Annotated in this window: 13 protein-coding genes; 9 read left to right on the top strand and 4 right to left on the bottom strand. The window is 71.9% G+C overall.

Annotated features, from left to right (window positions below):
• Window positions 1–11: 11 nt before the first annotated feature.
• From AB0I54_RS07715 to AB0I54_RS07700, 4 genes are all read left to right on the top strand, one after another.
• A complete protein-coding gene (locus AB0I54_RS07715; RefSeq protein ID WP_363295018.1) occupies window positions 12–599 on the top strand; it encodes a toll/interleukin-1 receptor domain-containing protein in 588 nt (195 codons plus the stop codon).
• 1 nt (window position 600) lies between these two features.
• A complete protein-coding gene (locus AB0I54_RS07710; protein WP_363295017.1) occupies window positions 601–1,665 on the top strand; it encodes a hypothetical protein in 1,065 nt (354 codons plus the stop codon).
• A gap of 142 nt (window positions 1,666–1,807) precedes the next feature.
• Window positions 1,808–3,241, top strand: a complete 1,434-nt coding sequence (locus tag AB0I54_RS07705) for a TIR domain-containing protein (protein WP_363295016.1) — start codon at window positions 1,808–1,810, stop codon at window positions 3,239–3,241.
• Complete coding sequence (locus AB0I54_RS07700) at window positions 3,238–5,067, top strand: SPFH domain-containing protein (RefSeq protein ID WP_363295015.1); 1,830 nt, start codon at window positions 3,238–3,240, stop codon at window positions 5,065–5,067. The genes AB0I54_RS07705 and AB0I54_RS07700 overlap by 4 nt, the downstream gene beginning before the upstream one ends.
• Window positions 5,068–5,123: 56 nt before the next feature.
• Here AB0I54_RS07700 and AB0I54_RS07695 read toward each other — a convergent pair whose 3' ends face one another.
• Complete coding sequence (locus tag AB0I54_RS07695; RefSeq protein WP_363295013.1) at window positions 5,124–7,298, bottom strand: molybdopterin oxidoreductase family protein; 2,175 nt, start codon at window positions 7,296–7,298, stop codon at window positions 5,124–5,126.
• Between the two features lie 123 nt (window positions 7,299–7,421).
• Entirely contained in the window at window positions 7,422–8,102 is a 681-nt protein-coding gene (locus AB0I54_RS07690) for an ElyC/SanA/YdcF family protein (protein ID WP_363295012.1), read from the bottom strand.
• A gap of 159 nt (window positions 8,103–8,261) precedes the next feature.
• Between AB0I54_RS07690 and AB0I54_RS07685 the strand changes: the two genes are divergently transcribed.
• From AB0I54_RS07685 to AB0I54_RS07665, 5 genes are all read left to right on the top strand, one after another.
• Window positions 8,262–9,119 (top strand): sirohydrochlorin chelatase, encoded by an 858-nt coding sequence (locus tag AB0I54_RS07685; protein WP_363295011.1) that lies wholly within the window; start codon window positions 8,262–8,264, stop codon window positions 9,117–9,119.
• A 144-nt stretch (window positions 9,120–9,263) separates the two neighbouring features.
• Window positions 9,264–10,547, top strand: a complete 1,284-nt coding sequence (locus AB0I54_RS07680; RefSeq protein WP_363295010.1) for a deoxyguanosinetriphosphate triphosphohydrolase — start codon at window positions 9,264–9,266, stop codon at window positions 10,545–10,547.
• A gap of 135 nt (window positions 10,548–10,682) precedes the next feature.
• On the top strand, window positions 10,683–11,948 hold the full coding sequence (locus AB0I54_RS07675) for an FAD-dependent oxidoreductase (RefSeq protein ID WP_363295009.1): 1,266 nt from the start codon (window positions 10,683–10,685) through the stop codon (window positions 11,946–11,948).
• Window positions 11,949–12,009: 61 nt separating this feature from the next.
• The gene (dnaG, locus tag AB0I54_RS07670) at window positions 12,010–13,923 is read left to right on the top strand and encodes a DNA primase (protein ID WP_363295008.1); all 1,914 of its coding nucleotides are present in this window, start codon (window positions 12,010–12,012) and stop codon (window positions 13,921–13,923) included.
• A 104-nt stretch (window positions 13,924–14,027) separates the two neighbouring features.
• Window positions 14,028–15,332: an RNA polymerase sigma factor gene (locus AB0I54_RS07665; RefSeq protein ID WP_363295007.1), complete on the top strand. Its 1,305-nt coding sequence runs from the start codon at window positions 14,028–14,030 to the stop codon at window positions 15,330–15,332.
• A gap of 49 nt (window positions 15,333–15,381) precedes the next feature.
• Here AB0I54_RS07665 and AB0I54_RS07660 read toward each other — a convergent pair whose 3' ends face one another.
• The gene (locus tag AB0I54_RS07660) at window positions 15,382–17,310 is read right to left on the bottom strand and encodes an ABC transporter ATP-binding protein (RefSeq protein ID WP_363295006.1); all 1,929 of its coding nucleotides are present in this window, start codon (window positions 17,308–17,310) and stop codon (window positions 15,382–15,384) included.
• On the bottom strand, window positions 17,310–19,043 hold the full coding sequence (locus AB0I54_RS07655) for an ABC transporter ATP-binding protein (RefSeq protein ID WP_363295005.1): 1,734 nt from the start codon (window positions 19,041–19,043) through the stop codon (window positions 17,310–17,312). The genes AB0I54_RS07660 and AB0I54_RS07655 overlap by 1 nt, the downstream gene beginning before the upstream one ends.
• Window positions 19,044–19,170 lie beyond the last annotated feature (127 nt).

Genomic DNA, 19,170 nt, shown 5'->3' with positions numbered 1-19,170 from the left:
ACACTCCAGCCATGACGGGGCTTGACGGGGTCAACCTGGCGATCGCGGTCGCCGGTCTGCTGCTCACGGTGGCGGGCACGTACTTCGGATTCCACGAATACCGCCAACGGCGAGCCGGCGCCCGTGCCGACGACGGCGGCGCCGGCAGCGGCGCGGCGTCCGAGCCGCCCGAGCGACAGGGCCCGTACGACGTCTTCGTGTCGTACGCGGACGGGGACGCGGAGGCGGCGGAGCTGCTGGCCGGGCGGCTGCGCGCGGCGGATCTGGATGTGTTCCTGGTGTGCTGGGTCGCGCCGGGACTGGTCTCGCTCCTGGAGACCGAACGGGCGCTCACCGAGGCCGGGTTGGGAGTCCTGCTGTTCGGCTCCGGCACGACGGCCGACCCCCGCGCCCGGGACGAGTACGCCGCGCTGCTGCACCGCAAGTACGAGGGCGGCCTGCGGTTCGTACCGGCGCGGATCGCGGACGTCCCGCTGCCCCCGCTCGCCGCCATCCACCAGCCGCTCGACCTCACCCGTCCCCGCACCGCCCACTACGACCGCGAGGTCGCCCGCCTGGTCCGGGTCCTCCGCACACCGCGGCGCACGGCGGGAGCCTGAGATGGTGGTCACCCGGCCGTGGCGACTGCCACGGTGGACGGAGGTGCGTGAACTGCACACGGGGCGGTGCGGGCGCGTCGTACTGGCGTGGCCCGCCCACGATTCCGGGGACGAGGCGGGCGCGTCGGCCGGGTCCCCGGCCGTGCCCCGTGCGCCCGGCCCCGCCCAGGGGCCCGCGCGCCCGGCCGTGGTGCGGTACGTGCCCGCCCGGCCGCTGATCCACCGGCCGCGCGAGGCCGCGTTCCTGGCGGACGTCCGGCGGCTGGCCGGGCTGCGGATCCCCGAGGCGGCCGCGCCGTACCGGTTCGTGCAGGCCCCCGCGTTCCGGACGGCGTACGAGCGGTCGGCCGTGGCCGCCGGCGGGGCACTGATCAGCGACGCGGTCGAGGGCGTCACCCTCGCGCGCCTGCTGGACCGGCACGGAGCCCTGTCCGGGCCCGCCGCGGCGGTGCTCTTCCGGGACGTCCTGCGCGCGTTGGCGGCCGCGCACGAGCGGGGCACGGCCCACGGCGACCTGCGGCCCGGCAAGGTGCTGGTCGGCGCCGCCGGGACGGTCACGGTGACCGGCCTGGGACTCGCGGCGCTCACCACCGGCGCACCGGAGCTGCGCGCCCCCGAGCTGTGGCAGGGCACCGGGGACGCGACCCACCAGGCCGACGTGTACGCGGCCGCATGCGTCCTGTACCGCTGCCTGACCGGGCGGCCGCCCTTTCCCGTACCGCAGTTGTTCAGCCTGATGGCCCGGCACACCACAGCACCGGTACCGCTGACGGGGATACCCCGCCCCCTGCGCGAGCTGCTGGCCGCCGGTCTGACGAAGGACCCGGAACCGCGCCCGCGCGCAGCCGCCCTGCTGGCCGAGATGCGGCGGTCGGCAAAGAGCGACTGGGAGGAGACGGGCAGGGCGGCGCTGGGCGCGCTCGCCGCACCGCTGGTCGAACCGCTGCCGAGCACCCCGCCGCGCACGCCCCCGGCACCGCGTCCGCCGCTCCGGCCCATCCGACCCGCCAGGCCCGCCCGGCCCACGGCGGCCCTCGGCCCGCCCTCGCGCCGCAAAGTCCCGTAGGCAAGGGAACCGGATTGGTGCGACTTGCTCAATGCCTGGGTGGAGGGGGTGGTTCCAGCCCTAGCCTGGTCCCCCTCGCAACCGGCGGCCCGCTCCGGTGGCCGTACGGCCCCGGGCGGCCGCGCCCAGGAGGTCCACGCTGTTGAACGACCGGTCGAGCGACGTGTTCCTCTCCTACGCGGCCGACGACGCCGCCTGGACCGAACGGCTGGCCGAGGAGCTCGCCGCGCACGGACTACGGCCCTTCTTCGCCGAGTGGAGCATCGAGCCGAGCGAGGTCGTCGTCCACCGCCTGGACGCCGAACTGCTGGCCTCCGCCCATGGCATCGCCGTGATCAGCCCGGCGTCCGTGCGCTCCGGCCGCGCCATGGACGAGTACGCGGCGCTGGCCACCGCGTCGGCCGAGCGCGGACTGCGCTTCATCCCGGTGCTGCTCGGCCATGTCGCCGTACCGCCGTTCGCCGCCAACCGCGTCTGGCGGGACTTCAGCGACGTGACCGACGAGGAGTTCACGGAGAAGGCCGCCGAACTCGCCGCCGTCGTCGCGGGCCGGCCCGCCGCGCCCGGTGCCGCGGCCGCCCGGGACAACGAAGACGTCGCCAACCCCTCCCCGCCCCGCCCGCTCACCGCACCCGACCGACCGTCCTTCGTCGTCTGCTACGCCCCCGCCGACGCCGTGTACGGCCGCGCGCTGGCCGGCCGGCTGCGCGAGGCCGGGCTGCCGGTCTGGTCGATCGGCGATCTGCGGCCCGGGGACGCCCACTTCTGGACGATCCGGCAGCAACTGCGGCACGCCGTCGCCGTCGTCGTCGTGATGACGCCCCGGTCGCAGGACTCCGACGACATCACCCGCATGATCCTCGAAGGCCAGGTGCACGGGCGGCCGTTCGTCCCCGTCCTGCTCGACGGAGAGGTCAACTACCACCTCGCCGCCGCCTGGCACATCGACGCCCGCGACGGCGCGCCGCTCGACGACGCCCACCTCGACCTGCTGCGCCGGCTGCACGAGGACGCGGCCCGCGGCCGGCCGCCGCGGCTGCCCGAACCGCGCCGGGCCCGCGGCGGGCGAGGCCCGTCCCCGGTGCGGCTGACGGCCGCCGCCGGTCTGGAACGGGTGCGCGCCCACCTCACGGAGGACGAGTACGAGCATGCCGACCTGCTCACCACCCGGCTCGTCATGGAGTCGGCGGGCCGGCTCACCGAGGGCTGGCTGAGCGCGCGGCACGCCGCCACCGTGCCCCGGGAACTGCTGGCCGGCATCGACGCGTTGTGGGCCCAGCACTCCCACGGCCGGCAGGGCTTCCGGCGCCAGCTCGCGCTCGCCCCCGCAGGGGGACCGCGCGGGCCGCGCTTCCCCGAGCTGGGCGCCGCACTGGGCTGGCGCGACACGGCCGAGGACGCCGTGCCCCGGCGCTACCGCGACTTCGCACGGCGGGCGGGACCCGGCCGACGGGCCGGCTTCTACCCCACGCTGCGCGACCCGGGTCATGAGAACGACCCGGACTGGTACGACCGTTGGAGTTCGACCGTGCTGGCGCTGCACGCGCGGCTACGGGAATGGGGGATCGACCCGTGATCGTTCTGGTGTTCTTAATCCTGCTGGCCATCGCCGGGGCGGTGGCCCTGAGGGGGCGGGTCGTGGTGCCCGCCGACCACGTCGGGATCATCACCCGGCGCTATGTGGCCCCGCATCCGGACCGTACGTTCAAGCAGGTCAACCCGGCCGACGCGCGCGGAGTCCTGGCCCGCACGCTGCTCCCCGGGACCCACTGGATGTGGCCGGTGGTCAACTCGGTGGACCTCGTGCCCAGGGTGCATGTGCCGACCGACATGATCGGCGTGGTGACGGCCCTGGAGGGGCACAACCGGTCCGACCGCGGCAGGCTCGCCCGGCACGTGGACTGCGACGACTTCCAGGACGGCGAGAAGTTCCTGCTCGGCGACGGCAGGCGCAAGGGCGAACAGGGCGTCCAGGTCACGACCTTGAGCGGCGGTCAGTCGTACTACATCAATCCCCGGCTGTTCCGCGTCGAGATGAGGCCGCGCACCTTTGTGCCGCCGGGCACGATCGGCCTGGTGCAGGCGAAGGAGGGTGCCGTGCGGCCGCCGGACCGTAGGTTCGGCCGGCACATGGAGTGCGACAGCTTCCAGGACGGGGAGGCCTTCCTCGCGGGCGGCGGCGAGCAGGGCAGGCAACTGGCCATCCTCGGTGGCGGGGCGTACTACGACATCAATCCGGAGCTCTTCGACGTCGTCACGGTCGACAATGTGGCCGCCGCCCGCGACGGGCTGACCGAGGCGCATCTGAGGGAGATCTCCATCGGGGAGGACTACACCGGAGTGGTCATCACCCTGGACGGCGCCGAGCCCGGCCAGGACGTGGACGGTGCCGTGGCGCCGAGGGTGACGGGGCACAGCAGCTTCCGGCTGCCCTGGGTCTTCCTGGAGAAGGGCGGACAGCGGGGTGTCCAGGAGGAGACCCTGGGCAAGGGCACGACGTGTGCGCTCAACCCGTGGTTCGTACGGGTGATGGTGATCCCCACGCGGGTGCTGATCCTCAAGTGGCACGACAAACGGGCGTCCGAGGCCGAGAACTACGACGCCGACCTCGGCCGGATCACCGTGAACGTCCAGGGCTTCGACCTGTCCGTGGACCTCTGGCAGAACCTGCAGATCCCGCCGGACGTGGCGCCGAAGCTGGTCAGCCGGTTCGGTGGCGTGAGCACCGCGGGACTGGGCGGGCTGGTCGACGACCCCGCGCCGATGAAGCGGTTCGTGCGGGACGTCCTCGGCGCGGCGGTGGCGGGGTACTTCAACGAGATCGTGATGACCAACTCCGTGCTGGAGTTCCTCGCCAGCTACGAGCACGTCCGCAAGGACCTCACCGACCGGGTCAGGCACGCGCTGGAGAAGTGGGGCGTGGAGACGCTGGACACCAGCCTCGGCCGGTTCACGCCGACCGATCCGGCCCTGCTCGACACGCTCAAGGCCAAGTTCATCGAGGAGGGCCGGGGCGAAAAGCTCGGCGTGGCCGTCGAGAACGCCAAGCTGGACGACCTCATCGACGCCTACCGGGCGCGCGCGGAGGCCCGCCGCGCCGGCCTCGAGCTCAAGGCCGAGGTGGAGGCGTTGGGCAAGGACAACGTGGCGATGATCCGCATCGTCCGCGAGTTCGCCGGCTTCGACGTCCCGCAGTACATCGGCGGGGGTGGCGACATCTCGGCCTACATCCAGACCCTGCCCCTGCCCGCGATGCAGGACCTCCTGGCCCGCCTGCGCCAACTCCGCACCGACCAGCAGCTCTCCACGGGCCCGGGACGCCAGGAACTGACCATGGACACGCAGGACACGGGAACGGAGTCGATGCCCGGGGACGACGACGGGTTGCCGGGGGGCACGTAAGCCGGACGATCCGCGCTGAGACGTCGGACCGGGTGGCGCGGGCGGCGCTCGTGGGGTCAGGGCCGCACCATCTCCACGCGTACCGCGCACGTCTTGAACTCCGGCATGCGGGAGGTGGGGTCGAGGGCCGGGTTGGTGAGGGTGTTGGCGCGGCCCTCGCCCGGCCAGTGGAACGGCATGAAGACCGTGTCGGGGCGGATGCTGGTGGTGACGCGGGCCGGGGCCACCGCGCGGCCCCGGCGGGAGACGACGGCCAGCGGGTCGCCGTCGGCCGCTCCGAGCCGGGCCGCCAGCCGTGGGTGGAGTTCCACGAACGGGCCGGGGGCGGCCGCGTTCAGCTCGTCCACGCGGCGCGTCTGGGCGCCCGACTGGTACTGGGACACGACCCTGCCGGTCGTCAGCAGCAGCGGGTACTCGGCGTCCGGCTCCTCGGCCGAGTCGCGGTGCGAGACGGCGGCGAAGCGGGCCCGTCCGTCCTCCGTGGCGAAGCCGTCGAGGAAGAGGCGCGGGGTGCCGGGGTGAACGGTGGGGCCCATGAGGTCGTCCGGTTCCGTGGCCTCTCCGACCGGGTCGGCCTCCGCCGCGTCCAGCGCCGCGTCCTCGCCGTCGTCCGGTTCGCCACCGAGGACGGACGGGCACGGCCAGAACACCCCGTTCTCCTCGGCCAGCCGCCGGTAGGTGATCCCCGAGTAGTCCGCGGGGCCCCCGGCACTGGCCCGGCGCAGCTCGTCGAAGACCTCCTCGGGGTCGGTCGGGAAGCCCTTCTCCACGCCCAGGCGGGCCGCGAGCCCGTGCAGGATCTCCAGGTCGCTGCGGATCCCGGCGGGCGGTGTGATCGCCCGGCGGCGCAGCAGCACACGGCCCTCCAGGCTGGTCGTGGTGCCCGTCTCCTCCGCCCACTGGGTGACCGGCAGGACGACATCGGCCAGCTCAGCCGTCTCCGAGAGCACCACGTCCGCCACCGCCAGGAAGTCCAGCGACCGCAGCCGCTCCTCCACATGCGCCGCGTGCGGCGCCGACACCACCGGGTTGGAACCCATCAGCAGCAGCGCGCGGATGTCGGTGCCCAGCGCGTCCAGCAGCTCGTAGGCGCTGCGCCCCGGCCCGGGCAGGCTGTCGGGGTCCACGCCCCACACCTCGGCGACATGCCGCCGCGCGGCCGGGTCGGTGAGCTTGCGGTAGCCGGGCAACTGGTCGGCCTTCTGGCCGTGTTCACGCCCGCCCTGCCCGTTGCCCTGCCCGGTCAGACAGCCGTACCCGGACAGCGGACGGCCCGCCCGGCCCGTCGCCAGGCACAGGTTGATCCATGCGCCGACCGTGTCGGTGCCCTTGGACTGCTGCTCCGGCCCGCGCGCCGTGAGCACCATCGCGGTCTCCGGTTCACAGAACAGCCGTACGGCCTCACGGAGTTGTGGAACGGACACCCCCGTGATCCGCTCCACGTACTCCGGCCAGTGCGCCATCGCCGCGGACCGGGCGTCCTCCCAGCCGGCCGTGCGCTCCTGGATGAAGGCCTCGTCCGTCCGGCCCTCCGCCACCACCAGGTGCAACAGCCCAAGCGCCAGCGCGAGATCGGTCCCCGGGCGCGGGGCCAGGTGCAGGTCGGCCTGTTCGGCGGTCTTCGTGCGGCGCGGGTCGACGACGATCAACGTGCCGCCGTTCTCCCGCAGTTCGCCGAAGAACCGCAGCGACGGCGGCATCGTCTCCGCGAGATTGGAGCCGACCAGGATCACGCACCCCGTCCGCGGGATGTCCTCCAGCGGGAAGGGCAGCCCCCGGTCCAGGCCGAAGGCCCTGGTCCCGGCGGCCGCCGCGGACGACATGCAGAAGCGGCCGTTGTAGTCGATCTGCGAGGTGCCGAGGACCACCCGAGCGAACTTGCCGAGCGAGTACGCCTTCTCGTTCGTGAGCCCGCCCCCGCCGAACACCCCGCAGGCGTCGGGACCGTACCCGGTCCGCGCCGACGACAGTCCCGCGGCGACACGGTCGAGCGCCTCGTCCCAGCTCGCGGGCACGAGCGCGCCGCCGGAGCGCACCAACGGCGAGGTCAGCCGCACCCCTGACGAGAGCACCGCCGGAGCCGTACGCCCCTTGCCGCACAGCGCTCCCCGGTTCACCGGGAAGTCCGCCCGCTCGGTCACCTCGACGCCCCCCTGCGGCAGGGGCGACAGATTCATCCCGCACTGCAGGGCGCAGTACGGGCAGTGGGTGGGCGTCGAGGCGGTCTGCATACCGCTCAGCGTGCTTCGGGCGTGTTACGTCCCGTGACGGCCCTTTGTTACACGGACGCGAACCCGGCCTCCCCGCCGCGCCCCCGCCACCGTGAGGCGCGGCGGGGCGAGCCCGGCCCCGGCTCAGCGTCCGGCGCCCAGCGCCCGTGCCACCCCCGGCTCCTTCGGGCCCAGGAAGGTCGGATCCGGCTCGAACACCGCGTCCAGGGCCGCCTTGCCCGCCGCGAAGATCTCGCGGGTGCCGCCGTAGTACCAGGTGACGTCGTGCTTGGCGTCGACCCCGATGCCGTACGAGTCGACCCCGGCCGCCTCGCACAGGGCGACCGCGCGGCGGATGTGGAAGCCCTGGCTGATCAGCACGGCCCGGTCGACGCCGAAGATCTTCTTCGCCCGGACACAGGAGTCCCAGGTGTCGAAGCCGGCGTAGTCGCTGACGATGCGGGCGTCCGGCACGCCGTGCCCGGTGAGGTAGGTCCGCATCGCGTCGGGCTCGTCGTAGTCCTTGCGGCTGTTGTCCCCGGTGACCAGCACGACCTCGATACGGCCCGCGCGGTACAGCTTCGCCGCCGCGTCCAGCCGGTGCGCGAGGTACGGCGACGGCTTGCCGTCCCCCCACAGTCCCGCCCCGAAGACCATGGCGACCTCGGTACGGGGCGCGTCGGCCGTCGTGCGCAGCCGGTCGGCCGTGGACACGTACAGCCAGGTCGCCGGCAGCAGCGCGAGCACGCAGCCGGCCATGACACCCTGCACCAGCCGCCGCCGCCCGGCACGGGTGCGCGGCAGGCGCGGTCGACGGATCTTCATGCGGTCCCCTCAGCTCCCCGGTCCCCTTCGACCATGGAAGACGCGGCCCGCGGTGATCCGGTTCGCCTCACACCGCCGGGGCCCGTGCCGTGAACCCACGGAAAATACCTGTCACCGCGGCGCAACGGGGGTGCAATCTCCGGCCGCCAGGATCCTTCCATGACGGCGTCGAACCCTCCTCGCGACGAGTCGCGCATCCACCTCGACAGCACGGCGGACATCATGAGCAGCATCGGCAGCGAGCTGGCCGGCCGGCTCAGCCTCGTCTCGCTCCGGGGCAGGCGCCGCCGCCCCGCCCCGCCCGCCCTCGTGCTCGTGGCGCACGGCAGCCGGGACCCGCGCGCGCTGAACACCGTCCGTCTGCTCATGGAACGGGTACGGGAACTGCGCCCCGGCGTGCCGGTGCGCCTCGGGCACATCGAGCTGAACGAGCCCCTGCTCCCCGACACCCTCGCCGCCCTCGGCGACACGCCCGCCGTGCTCGTACCGCTCCTGCTCAGCCGCGGTTATCACGTCAAGCGGGACATCCCCGAGATGGCGGCCGCCGCCGCGGCACGCACGCGCGTGGCCGCCCCGCTCGGCCCGCACCCGCTCCTCGTGGAGACCCTGTACGCCCGCCTCGTCGAGGCCGGCTGGCGCACCGGCGCCGACGACCCCGTGCGCCGCAACGGCGCCGTGGTCCTCGCCGCGGCCGGTTCCCGCGACCCCGACTCCGCGGCCGACACCCGTCGCACCGCCCGCCTCCTCGCCGAGCGCCTGGGCGTGCCCGTGGTGCCCGCCTACGCCTCCGCGGCGACACCGACCGTCGAAGCGGCCGTACGCTCCCTGACCGCCCGAGGCCGCCACCGCATAGCGGTGGCCTCCTGCTTCACGGCCCCGGGCCGCTTCGCTACACAGTGCGCGGAAGAGGCCCCGTGGATAGCCTCGGCTCCTTTGGGCGCCCACGAGGCGATGACCCGCCTGGTACTGCACCGCTACGACCAGGCTTTGGCAACCCCGGCCACGACAGCCGCTTGAGGGGCGCGGGGCTGTGTCGATATGCGGCTCCGCCGCGTGGGCGCGACAAGCCACATACGACCCGCAGCCGCAAATCAACACAACGCGGCAGACGAGCAGGCACATCAACACCCAATTGTCACTGCCGACGCTTACTGTCGAACCATGGAAGGCACAGGCACCGAACCCGAACCCCTCCCCGGCTACGACCCGGCGTCAACCGACCGCTGGGCGCCCGAGCCGGACAAACGCCCAGGCCGCACCGCCTTCCAACGCGACCGCGCCCGCATCCTCCACAGCGCGGCCCTGCGCCGCCTCGCGGGCAAGACGCAGGTGGTCACCCCGGGAACGCTCCATGCGTGGGACGCCAGTCCCAGGACCCGGCTGACCCACTCCCTGGAGTGCGCCCAGGTCGGCCGCGAGCTGGGCGCGGCCCTCGGCTGCGACCCCGACCTCGTCGAGGCGGCCTGCCTCTCCCACGACCTCGGCCACCCGCCCTTCGGTCACAACGGCGAACAGGCGCTCAACGAGTTCGCCGAGGACTGCGGCGGCTTCGAGGGCAACGCCCAGTCGCTCAGGCTCCTCACCCGCATCGAGCCCAAGCGCTTCACCGCGCAGGGCTCCGTCGGCCTCAACCTCACCCGCGCCGCGCTGGACGCCGCCACCAAGTACCCCTGGCCGCGCGGCGCCCACCCCACCGACCCCAAGTCCCGCAAGTTCGGGGTCTACGAGGACGACCGGCCCGTCTTCGACTGGGTCCGCAAGGAGGCCCCCGGCACGCGCACGTGCTTCGAGGCCCAGGTGATGGACTGGGCCGACGACGTGGCGTACTCGGTGCACGACGTCGAGGACGGCCTGCACGCCGGCCACATCGACCCCAACTGCCTGCACGCCGAGCCCGAGCGGCAGGCGGTCTTCGCGGTCGCCGTCGGCCGGTACGTCCCGGCGGACACCGACCCGGCCGAACTCGCCGAGGCCCTCGACCGGCTCCAGGAGCAGGAGTGGTGGCCGCACGGGTACGACGGCACGGCGGTCGCCCAGGCCCGCCTCAAGGACGCCACCAGCCAGCTCATCGGCCGCTTCTGCCTGGCCGCCGAGGGCGCCACGCGCGCCGCGTACGGCAGTGGCGGCCTCACCCGCTACGGCGCCGAACTCGTCGTACCGAGACCGACCCGTATGGAGTGCGCGGTCCTCAAGGCGGTCGCCGACCGGTATGTCATGCAGCGCGCCGAACAGGAGCGGCTCCGTGCCGACCAGCGGGTCGTCGTCGCCGAACTCGCCGAGGCGCTGACCGCCCGCGCCCCGGACGGACTGGATCCGCAGTTTCGCGCCCTGTTCGACGGGGCACCCGACGATCACGCCCGCAAACGCGTGATCGTCGACCAGATCGCCTCCCTCACCGACGCCTCGGCCCGCTCGCTCCACGCGCGCCTGACGGGGCGCGTGTGACCGACACGTGAGACTGACGAGGTACGTGTGACAAGGAAGTGACCCTCCGTGGCCTGATCGGGGCACTCCCTCTTCCCGCATCACGCTGCGTGCGGGACGCTCGCATGTGGCGGCACCCTTACGAGGAGGCATCAAGTGGTCGACGCGGATCAGACATTCGTCATCGTCGGAGGAGGTCTGGCCGGCGCGAAGGCGGCCGAGACGCTGCGTGCTGAGGGCTTCACCGGCCGGGTGATACTGATCAGCGACGAACGCGACCACCCGTACGAACGCCCGCCCCTGTCCAAGGGCTATCTGCTCGGCAAGGAGGAGCGCGACAGCGTCTTCGTGCACGAACCCGCCTGGTACGCGCAGAACGACATCGAGCTGCACCTCGGCCAGACCGTCGACGCGATCGACCGCACCGCGAAGACCGTGCGCTTCGGCGACGACGGCACCCTCGTCCACTACGACAAGCTGCTCCTCACCACGGGCGCCGAGCCCCGCCGCCTCGACATCCCCGGCACCGACCTGGTGGGCGTCCACCATCTGCGCCGTCTCGCGCACGCCGAGCGCCTCAAGGGCGTCCTCACCGCCCTCGGCCGGGACAACGGCCATCTGGTGATCGCGGGCGCCGGCTGGATCGGCCTGGAGGTCGCGGCGGCGGCCCGCGAGTACGGCGCGGAGGTGACCGTCATCGAGCCGCTGCCGACCCCGCTGCACAGCGTCCTCGGCCCCGAGCTCGGCAATCTCTTCGAGGAACTGCACCGCGAGCGCGGCGTCCGCTTCCACTTCGGTGTCCGGCTGACGGAGATCGTCGGCCAGGACGGCATGGTGCTGGCCGCGCGGACCGACGACGGCGAGGAGTACCCGGCGCACGACGTGCTGGCCGCCATCGGCGCGGCGCCGCGCATCGGTCTGGCGGAGGCCGCGGGGCTGGAGATCGCCGGCCGTGCCCACGGCGGCGGCGTCGCGGTCGACGAGCGGCTGCGCACCTCCGACCCCGACATCCACGCGGCAGGCGACGTGGCGTCCTTCCCGCACGCCCTGTTCGACACCCGGCTGCGCGTGGAGCACTGGGCCAACGCGCTCAACGGCGGCCCGGCGGCGGCACGCGCGATGCTGGGCAAGGACGTCCTCTACGACCGCGTGCCCTACTTCTTCTCCGACCAGTACGACCTGGGGATGGAGTACAGCGGGTGGGCGCCCCCGGGGTCGTACGACGAGGTGGTGATCCGGGGCGACGCGGGCAAGCGCGAGTTCATCGCGTTCTGGGTGAAGGAGGGGAGGGTGCTGGCCGGGATGAACGTGAATGTGTGGGACGTCACAGAGCCGATCCAGCGGCTGATCCGCTCCACGACCCGGGTGAACACGGAGGCCCTGGCGGACCCGCACATCCCACTCGAAAGCCTTGTGCCGTGAGTGCCGGTCCGTGAGGACGTCACGCCCCAGGAGTGTCAGTTCGGCCCCGTAGAATCACCACGTGGCAGGACGGATCAACGACGAGGACGTGAAGGCGGTACGGGACGCGGTCCCGATCGACGCCGTGGTGTCCGAGTACCTCCAGCTGCGCAACGCGGGCGGCGGCAACCTCAAGGGGCTGTGCCCGTTCCACGACGAGAAGTCGCCGTCCTTCCAGGTCAGCCCGAGCAAGGGACTGTTCCACTGCTTCGGCTGCCAGGAGGGCGGCGACACCATCACGTTCGTGATGAAGGTCGACCACCTCTCCTTCTCGGAGGCGGTCGAGCGCCTCGCGGCCCAGGCCGGCATCACCCTGCGCTACGAGGAAGGCGGATACAACCCGTCCCACCAGCGAGGCGAGCGCATCCGCCTGGTCGAGGCGCACAAGATCGCCGCGCAGTGGTACGCCGAACAGCTCGCCACCGGCCCCGAGGCCGAGACCGGCCGGGTCTTCCTCGCCGAGCGCGGCTTCGACCAGGCCGCCGCCGTCCACTTCGGCGTCGGCTACAGCCCCCAGGGCTGGGACCACCTCACCCGCTATCTGCGCGGCAAGGGCTTCACCGACAAGGAACTGCTCCTGTCCGGCCTCTCCCAGGAGGGCCGCCGCGGCCCCATCGACCGCTTCCGCGGCCGGCTGATGTGGCCGATCCGCGACATCGGCGGCGAGGTGGTGGGCTTCGGCGCCCGCAAGCTGTACGAGGCGGACAACGGCCCCAAGTACCTCAACACGCCCGAGACCGCGATCTACAAGAAGTCCCAGGTCCTGTACGGCATCGACCTCGCGAAGAAGGACATCGCGAAGGCCAGCCGCGCGGTCGTCGTCGAGGGCTACACGGACGTCATGGCGTGCCACCTCGCCGGAGTGACGACCGCGATCGCCACGTGCGGCACGGCGTTCGGCGGCGACCACATCAAGATCCTCCGCCGCCTCCTGATGGACAACGGCAGCGCCCGGGTGATCTTCACCTTCGACGGCGACGCGGCCGGCCAGAAGGCGGCCCTGCGTGCCTTCGAGGACGACCAGAAGTTCGCCGCCGAGACGTACATCGCGATCGCGCCCGACGGCATGGACCCCTGCGAGCTGCGCCTGGCCAAGGGCGACGAGGCGGTCGCCGACCTGGTCGAACCGCGCACCCCGCTCTTCGAGTTCGCCCTCCGCCAGATCGTGAACCGCTACGACCTGGACACCCCGGCGGCCCGGGCGGCCGCGCTGGACGAGGCGGCCCCGATCGTCGCCCGCATCAAGAACAGCGGCGCGCAGCACGAGGTCGCCGTGGAGCTGGCCGGGATGCTGGGCATCCTGGACACCCAGTTCGTGGTCAAGCGGGTCGCCCAGCTGGCCCGCTGGGCCCGCGAACGGGGCGGCGGCGGCAGGGGCCAGGCCCCGGCCTCCCGCGCCCCTCAGCAGTACGAGGCGGCGGCCTCCGCCCGTCCCGCCGGCCCCGGCCCGGCCCTGAACCTGCGCAACCCGGTGTACGCCACCGAACGCGAGCTGCTCAAACTGGCCCTCCAGCGCCCGGAGTTGGTCTCCCCGGCGTTCGACGCGTACGGCGTGGACGAGTTCACCGCCCCGCCCTACGCCGCCGTACGCCAGGCCGTCCTGGACGCGGGCGGCGCGGAGTACGGCGTACAGGACCCGCAGGAGTATCTGGTCCGGGTCCGTGAGGCGGCCCCCGACGACACGGTCCGTGCGATGGTCACGGAGCTGGCGGTCGAGGCGATCATGCGCCGCACGGTCGACGAGGCGTACGCGGGCGACCAACTCGTGACGGTCCGCCGCAGAGCCGTGGACCGCCGCATCCACGACATCCAGATCACCCTCACCCGCCTCGGCAGCAACGCCGACCCGGCCCATCTGGCCGCCGTACAGAACGAGTTGTGGGTGTTGCAGCAGTACGGCCAGGCGCTTCGAGAGCAGGGTGCGGCCGCTCTCTGAGCGGTTCGCATACGCCAGGATTACCACGCGGTCACGACTCGGACGCAAAAAGTCACCGCACGCCCCTCGTGGCGGCGATGTGTCTTACCCCACACTGGGTTGCGGTGCCTGAGTCCTCGGAGCGCGGCCGATCCGTCCCCCACGGGTCCCACACCCCCGCGGTTCCTCTCATCGTGTACGGGACGGACAGCGGCGAGGCCGTCGACTCCGTCCCCGAAGTACCGCTGCCGTACTCCTTGGCAGCGATCATCCTGGAGGTCGCCCCCGTGCAGACCCAGACCCTCACACAGACCGGCGTCGGCACGACCGAGGAGCCGGCCGTCGGTGCTGACGACGAGACCGACGTCTTCGCGGCCGTGCCCCCGCAGGGCCGTGTAGCGCTGCACCCCGAGACGGAGCCGCAGGCCCCGTCCGAACCGGCGGAGCCACCCGCCGAGGCACTGGTCGCACAGGCCCTCGAGCCCGCCGAACCGCCCGCTCCCCGCCCCGACACCGGCGGCCCCTCCTCGGACCTGTTCCGCCAGTACCTGCGCGAGATCGGCCGTATCCCGCTGCTCACCGCGGCCGAGGAGGTCGAGCTCGCCCGCCGGGTCGAGGCAGGGCTGTTCGCCGAGGAGAAGCTCGGCAGCACCCCCGACCTGGACGACCGGCTCGCCCTCGACCTGGACAAGCTGGTCGTCATGGGGCGGATGGCCAAACGCCGGCTCATCGAGGCCAACCTCCGGCTCGTGGTCTCCGTCGCCAAGCGGTACATCGGGCGCGGGCTGACCATGCTGGACCTGGTCCAGGAGGGGAACCTCGGGCTCATCCGGGCCGTCGAGAAGTTCGACTACGCCCGCGGCTACAAGTTCTCCACCTACGCCACCTGGTGGATCCGGCAGGCCATGTCCCGTGCCCTCGCCGACCAGGCCCGCACCATCCGCGTGCCCGTGCACGTCGTCGAGCTCATCAACCGGGTCGTGCGGGTGCAGCGCCGGATGCTCCAGGAGCGCGGCTACGAACCCACCCCCGACGAGGTCGCCGCCCACCTCGACCTGGCGCCCGAGCGGGTCAGCGAGGTGCTGCGGCTCGCCCAGGAGCCCGTCTCGCTGCACGCGCCCGTGGGCGAGGAGGACGACGTCGCCCTCGGTGACCTCATCGAGGACGGCGACGCCACCAGCCCCGTGGAGTCGGCCGCCTTCCTGCTGCTCAGGGAGCATCTGGAGGCCGTGCTGTCGACCCTGGGGGAGCGCGAGCGCAAGGTCGTACAACTGCGCTACGGACTCGCCGACGGCCGCCCCCGCACCCTGGAGGAGATCGGACGCATCTTCGGCGTCACCCGCGAGCGGATCCGCCAGATCGAGTCGAAGACCCTCAACAAGCTCCGCGACCACGCATTCGCCGACCAACTGCGGGGCTATCTGGACTGAAAGGGGCCGCTCGCCCCACGGCGAGCGGCCCCCGGCGGTACGAACCCGCTCAGTCCACCTCCGCGACCGCCTGCGCGAACTGCGCCTTGTACAGCCGCGCATAGGCACCGTCCGCGGCCAGCAGCTCCGCGTGCGCGCCCTGTTCGACGATCGAGCCGTTCTCCATCACCAGGATCGTGTCGGCGTCCCGGATCGTGGACAGCCGGTGCGCGATGACGAACGACGTCCGCCCGTGCGCCAGCTTGGCCATCGCCTTCTGGATCAGCACCTCGGTACGGGTGTCGACGGAGCTGGTCGCCTCGTCGAGCACCAGGATCACCGGGTCGGACAGGAACGCCCGCGCGATGGTGATGAGCTGCTTCTCACCGGCGCTGACGCCCGTGCCCTCGTCGTCGATCACGGTGTCGTAGCCGTCGGGCAGAGTACGGACGAAACGGTCGGCGTGGGCCGCCCGCGCCGCCTCCTCGATCTCGCCCCGGGTGACCTCGCGGGAGGCGCCGTACGCGATGTTCTCCGCGATCGTGCCGCCGAACAGCCAGGTGTCCTGCAGCACCATGCCGATCCCGGCCCGCAGTTCGTCCCGGGACATCCTGCGGATGTCGACGCCGTCGAGGGTGATCCGCCCGCCGGACACGTCGTAGAACCGCATCAGCAGATTGACCAGCGTGGTCTTGCCCGCGCCCGTCGGGCCGACGATCGCGACCGTGTGCCCCGGCTCCACCTTCAGCGACAGATCCTCGATCAGCGGCTTGTCGGGCTCGTACTGGAACGACACATGCTCCAGCGCCACGCGCCCGGCCAGTTCCGTCGGCCGCTCGCCCGGCACCGGGTCCGCCTCCTGCTCCTCCGCGTCCAGGAGTTCGAAGATCCGCTCGGCCGAAGCGACGCCCGACTGCACCAGGTTGGCCATCGAGGCGACCTGGGTCAGCGGCATCGAGAACTGCCGCGAGTACTGGATGAAGGCCTGCACGTCACCGATCGACAGCGCGCCGGACGCCACCCGCAGACCGCCGACCACGGCGACGAGCACATAGTTCAGGTTCGACACGAACATCATCAGCGGCTGCATCACACCGCTGTTGAACTGCGCCTTGAACCCGGCCTCGTACAGCGCGTCGTTCTGCTCGGCGAACTGCTGCGCCGACTCCTGCTGCCGGCCGAACACCTTCACCAGGGTGTGCCCGGTGTACATCTCCTCGATGTGCGCGTTCAGCTTGCCGGTGGAGCGCCACTGCTGCACGAAGTGCGGCTGCGAGCGCTTGCCGACACGGGTCGCCACCACGAACGACAGCGGCACGGTGACCAGCGCGACCAGGGCCAGCAACCACGACACCCAGAACATCATCACCAGCACACCGATGATGGTGAGCACCGAGTTGATGAGCTGGCCCATCGACTGCTGGAGCGTCTGGCCGATGTTGTCGATGTCGTTGGTGGCCCGGGAGAGCACCTCGCCGCGCTGGCGCTTGTCGAAGTACGACAGCGGCAGCCGCGACAGCTTCCCCTGCACGTCCTCGCGCATCCGGTACATCGTGCGGTTCACGGCCCGGTTGACCAGCCGTGTGGCCACCGCCATCAGCAGACCGGCGACGAGGAAGGTGCCGAGCGCGAACAGCAGCACGTTCCCGACGGCGTCGAAGTCGATGCCCTTGCCGGGGGTGAAGTCGGTGCTCTGCAGCATGTCCGCGACGGAGCCCCGGCCCCGCTCGCGCATGGAGTCGAGGACCTGCTCCTTGGTGGCCCCGGCCGGCATCTGCCGGCCGATGATGCCCGCGAAGACCAGGTCGGTGGCCTTGCCGAGGATCTTCGGCCCGATGACGCTCAGGGTCACGCTGACGACGACGCACAGCAGCAGTGCGTAGATGGTCAGCCGTTCGGGTTTGAACCGGGCGACGAGCCGTTTGCCCGACTCCTTGAAGTCCATCGAGCGCTGGTCGGGGCCGCCCCCGGCCATCATGCGTCCCATGGGCCCTGCCATCAGGCGGCCTCCGCTTCCGTCAGCTGGGAGAGCACGATCTCCCGGTAGGTCTCGTTGTCGGCCATCAGCTCGTGGTGCCGGCCGGTGCCGACGACCAGCCCCTCGTCCAGGACCACGATCCGGTCCGCGTCCCGGATGGTGGCCACGCGCTGGGCCACGATCACCACGGTCGCCTCGGCGGTCTCCCGGGCGAGCGCGGCGCGCAGGGCCGCGTCGGTGGCGTAGTCGAGCGCGGAGAAGGAGTCGTCGAACAGATAGATCTCCGGGCGCTGCACGAGGGTGCGGGCGATGGCCAGGCGCTGGCGCTGGCCGCCGGAGACATTGGTGCCGCCCTGGGAGATGGGGGCGTTCAGCCCGCCCTCCAGCTTCCGCACGAAGTCCTTGGCCTGCGCGACCTCCAGCGCGTGCCAGAGCTCCTCGTCGGTCGCGTCCGGATTGCCGTAGCGCAGATTGGTGGCCACCGTGCCGGCGAACAGGTACGGCTTCTGCGGGACGAGCCCGACGGTCTTGGCGAGCAGCACCGGGTCGAGGCTCGACACGTCGACGCCGTCGACGAGCACCTCGCCGTCGGTGGCGTCGAAGAGCCGCGGGACCAGTCCGAGCAGGGTCGACTTGCCGCTGCCGGTGGAGCCGATCACGGCGGTCGTCTCACCCGGCCGGGCCACCAGGTCGACGGACTTCAGCACCGGCTCCTCGGCACCCGGGTAGCGGAACCCGGCCCCGCGGATCTCCAGATGGCCGTGCCGGCTCAGCTCGCCGACCGGCGCGAGTGGCGGCACCACGCTGGACTCGGTCTCCAGGACCTCCTGGATGCGCTCGGCGCACACCTCCGCGCGCGGCACCATCATGAACATGAAGGTGGCCATCATCACGGACATCACGATCTGCATCAGATAGGCGAGGAACGCGGTCAGATCGCCGATCGCCATCCCGCCGCTGTCGATGCGGTGCGCGCCGAACCACACGACCGCGATCGACGACAGGTTCACCACCGTCATCACGATCGGGAACATCAGCGCGAGCATCCGGCCGGTCGCCAGCTGCATGTCGGTGAGCTCGCCGTTCGCCTTCCCGAAGCGGCCCTGCTCGTACCCGTCGCGGACGAAGGCGCGGATCACCCGGTTGCCGGTGATCTGCTCGCGCAGCACCCGGTTCACCGTGTCCAGGCGCACCTGCATGGACCGGAACAGCGGGCGCAGCCGGCGCACGATCAGCGTCACACAGATGCCCAGCACCGGTACGACCGCCACCAGGACCCCGGACAGCGGTACGTCCAGGCCGAGGGCCAGGACGATGCCGCCCACGCACATGATGGGCGCCGACACCATCAGCGTGAACGTCATCAGGGCCAGCATCTGGACCTGCTGGACGTCATTGGTCGTACGGGTGATGAGGGAGGGGGCGCCGAAGTGACCGACCTCACGTGCGGAGAAGGACTGCACCTTGTCGAACACGGCGGCCCGGACGTCCCGGCCGAGCGCCGACGCGGTCTTCGCGCCGTAGTACACGGCGCCGATGTTGCACACGACCTGCGCCAGCGAGATGCCGATCATCAGGACACCGAAGGACAGAATGTAACCGGTGTCACCCTTCACGACACCGTTGTCGATGATGTCCGCGTTGAGGGTGGGCAGATAGAGGGTGGCGCAGGTCTGCAGGAACTGCAGCAGCACCAGGATGGAGATGGGTTTCCTGTAGGGCCTGAGATAGGTCCGCAGAAGTCGTATGAGCACGCTACGTCTCTCGGAGTCGGCGGTGGGGGGCGAGGTGGTTGCCCGTGGCCCCTATCGTCGGACACTCCACCCGCGTTACCTCAACCGATTAATCCGAAAGCCGGGCTCCAGTGGGCCTCTTGCGACT

It is taken from the genome of Streptomyces sp. NPDC050625, from assembly GCF_040654755.1.
Classification (GTDB): Bacteria; Actinomycetota; Actinomycetes; order Streptomycetales; family Streptomycetaceae; genus Streptomyces.
The sequence above is the reverse complement of the archived record's forward strand: the minus strand, read 5'-3'. Positions and strand labels throughout refer to the sequence as shown.

Coding starts and splice junctions, on each gene's coding strand:
- AB0I54_RS07715 (WP_363295018.1), top strand. CDS start 12: ATGACGGGGCTTGACGGGGTCAACCTGGCGATCGCGGTCGCCGGTCTG.
- AB0I54_RS07710 (WP_363295017.1), top strand. CDS start 601: ATGGTGGTCACCCGGCCGTGGCGACTGCCACGGTGGACGGAGGTGCGT.
- AB0I54_RS07695 (WP_363295013.1), bottom strand. CDS start 7,298: ATGCAGACCGCCTCGACGCCCACCCACTGCCCGTACTGCGCCCTGCAG.
- AB0I54_RS07690 (WP_363295012.1), bottom strand. CDS start 8,102: ATGAAGATCCGTCGACCGCGCCTGCCGCGCACCCGTGCCGGGCGGCGG.
- AB0I54_RS07685 (WP_363295011.1), top strand. CDS start 8,262: ATGACGGCGTCGAACCCTCCTCGCGACGAGTCGCGCATCCACCTCGAC.
- AB0I54_RS07680 (WP_363295010.1), top strand. CDS start 9,264: ATGGAAGGCACAGGCACCGAACCCGAACCCCTCCCCGGCTACGACCCG.
- AB0I54_RS07660 (WP_363295006.1), bottom strand. CDS start 17,310: ATGGCAGGGCCCATGGGACGCATGATGGCCGGGGGCGGCCCCGACCAG.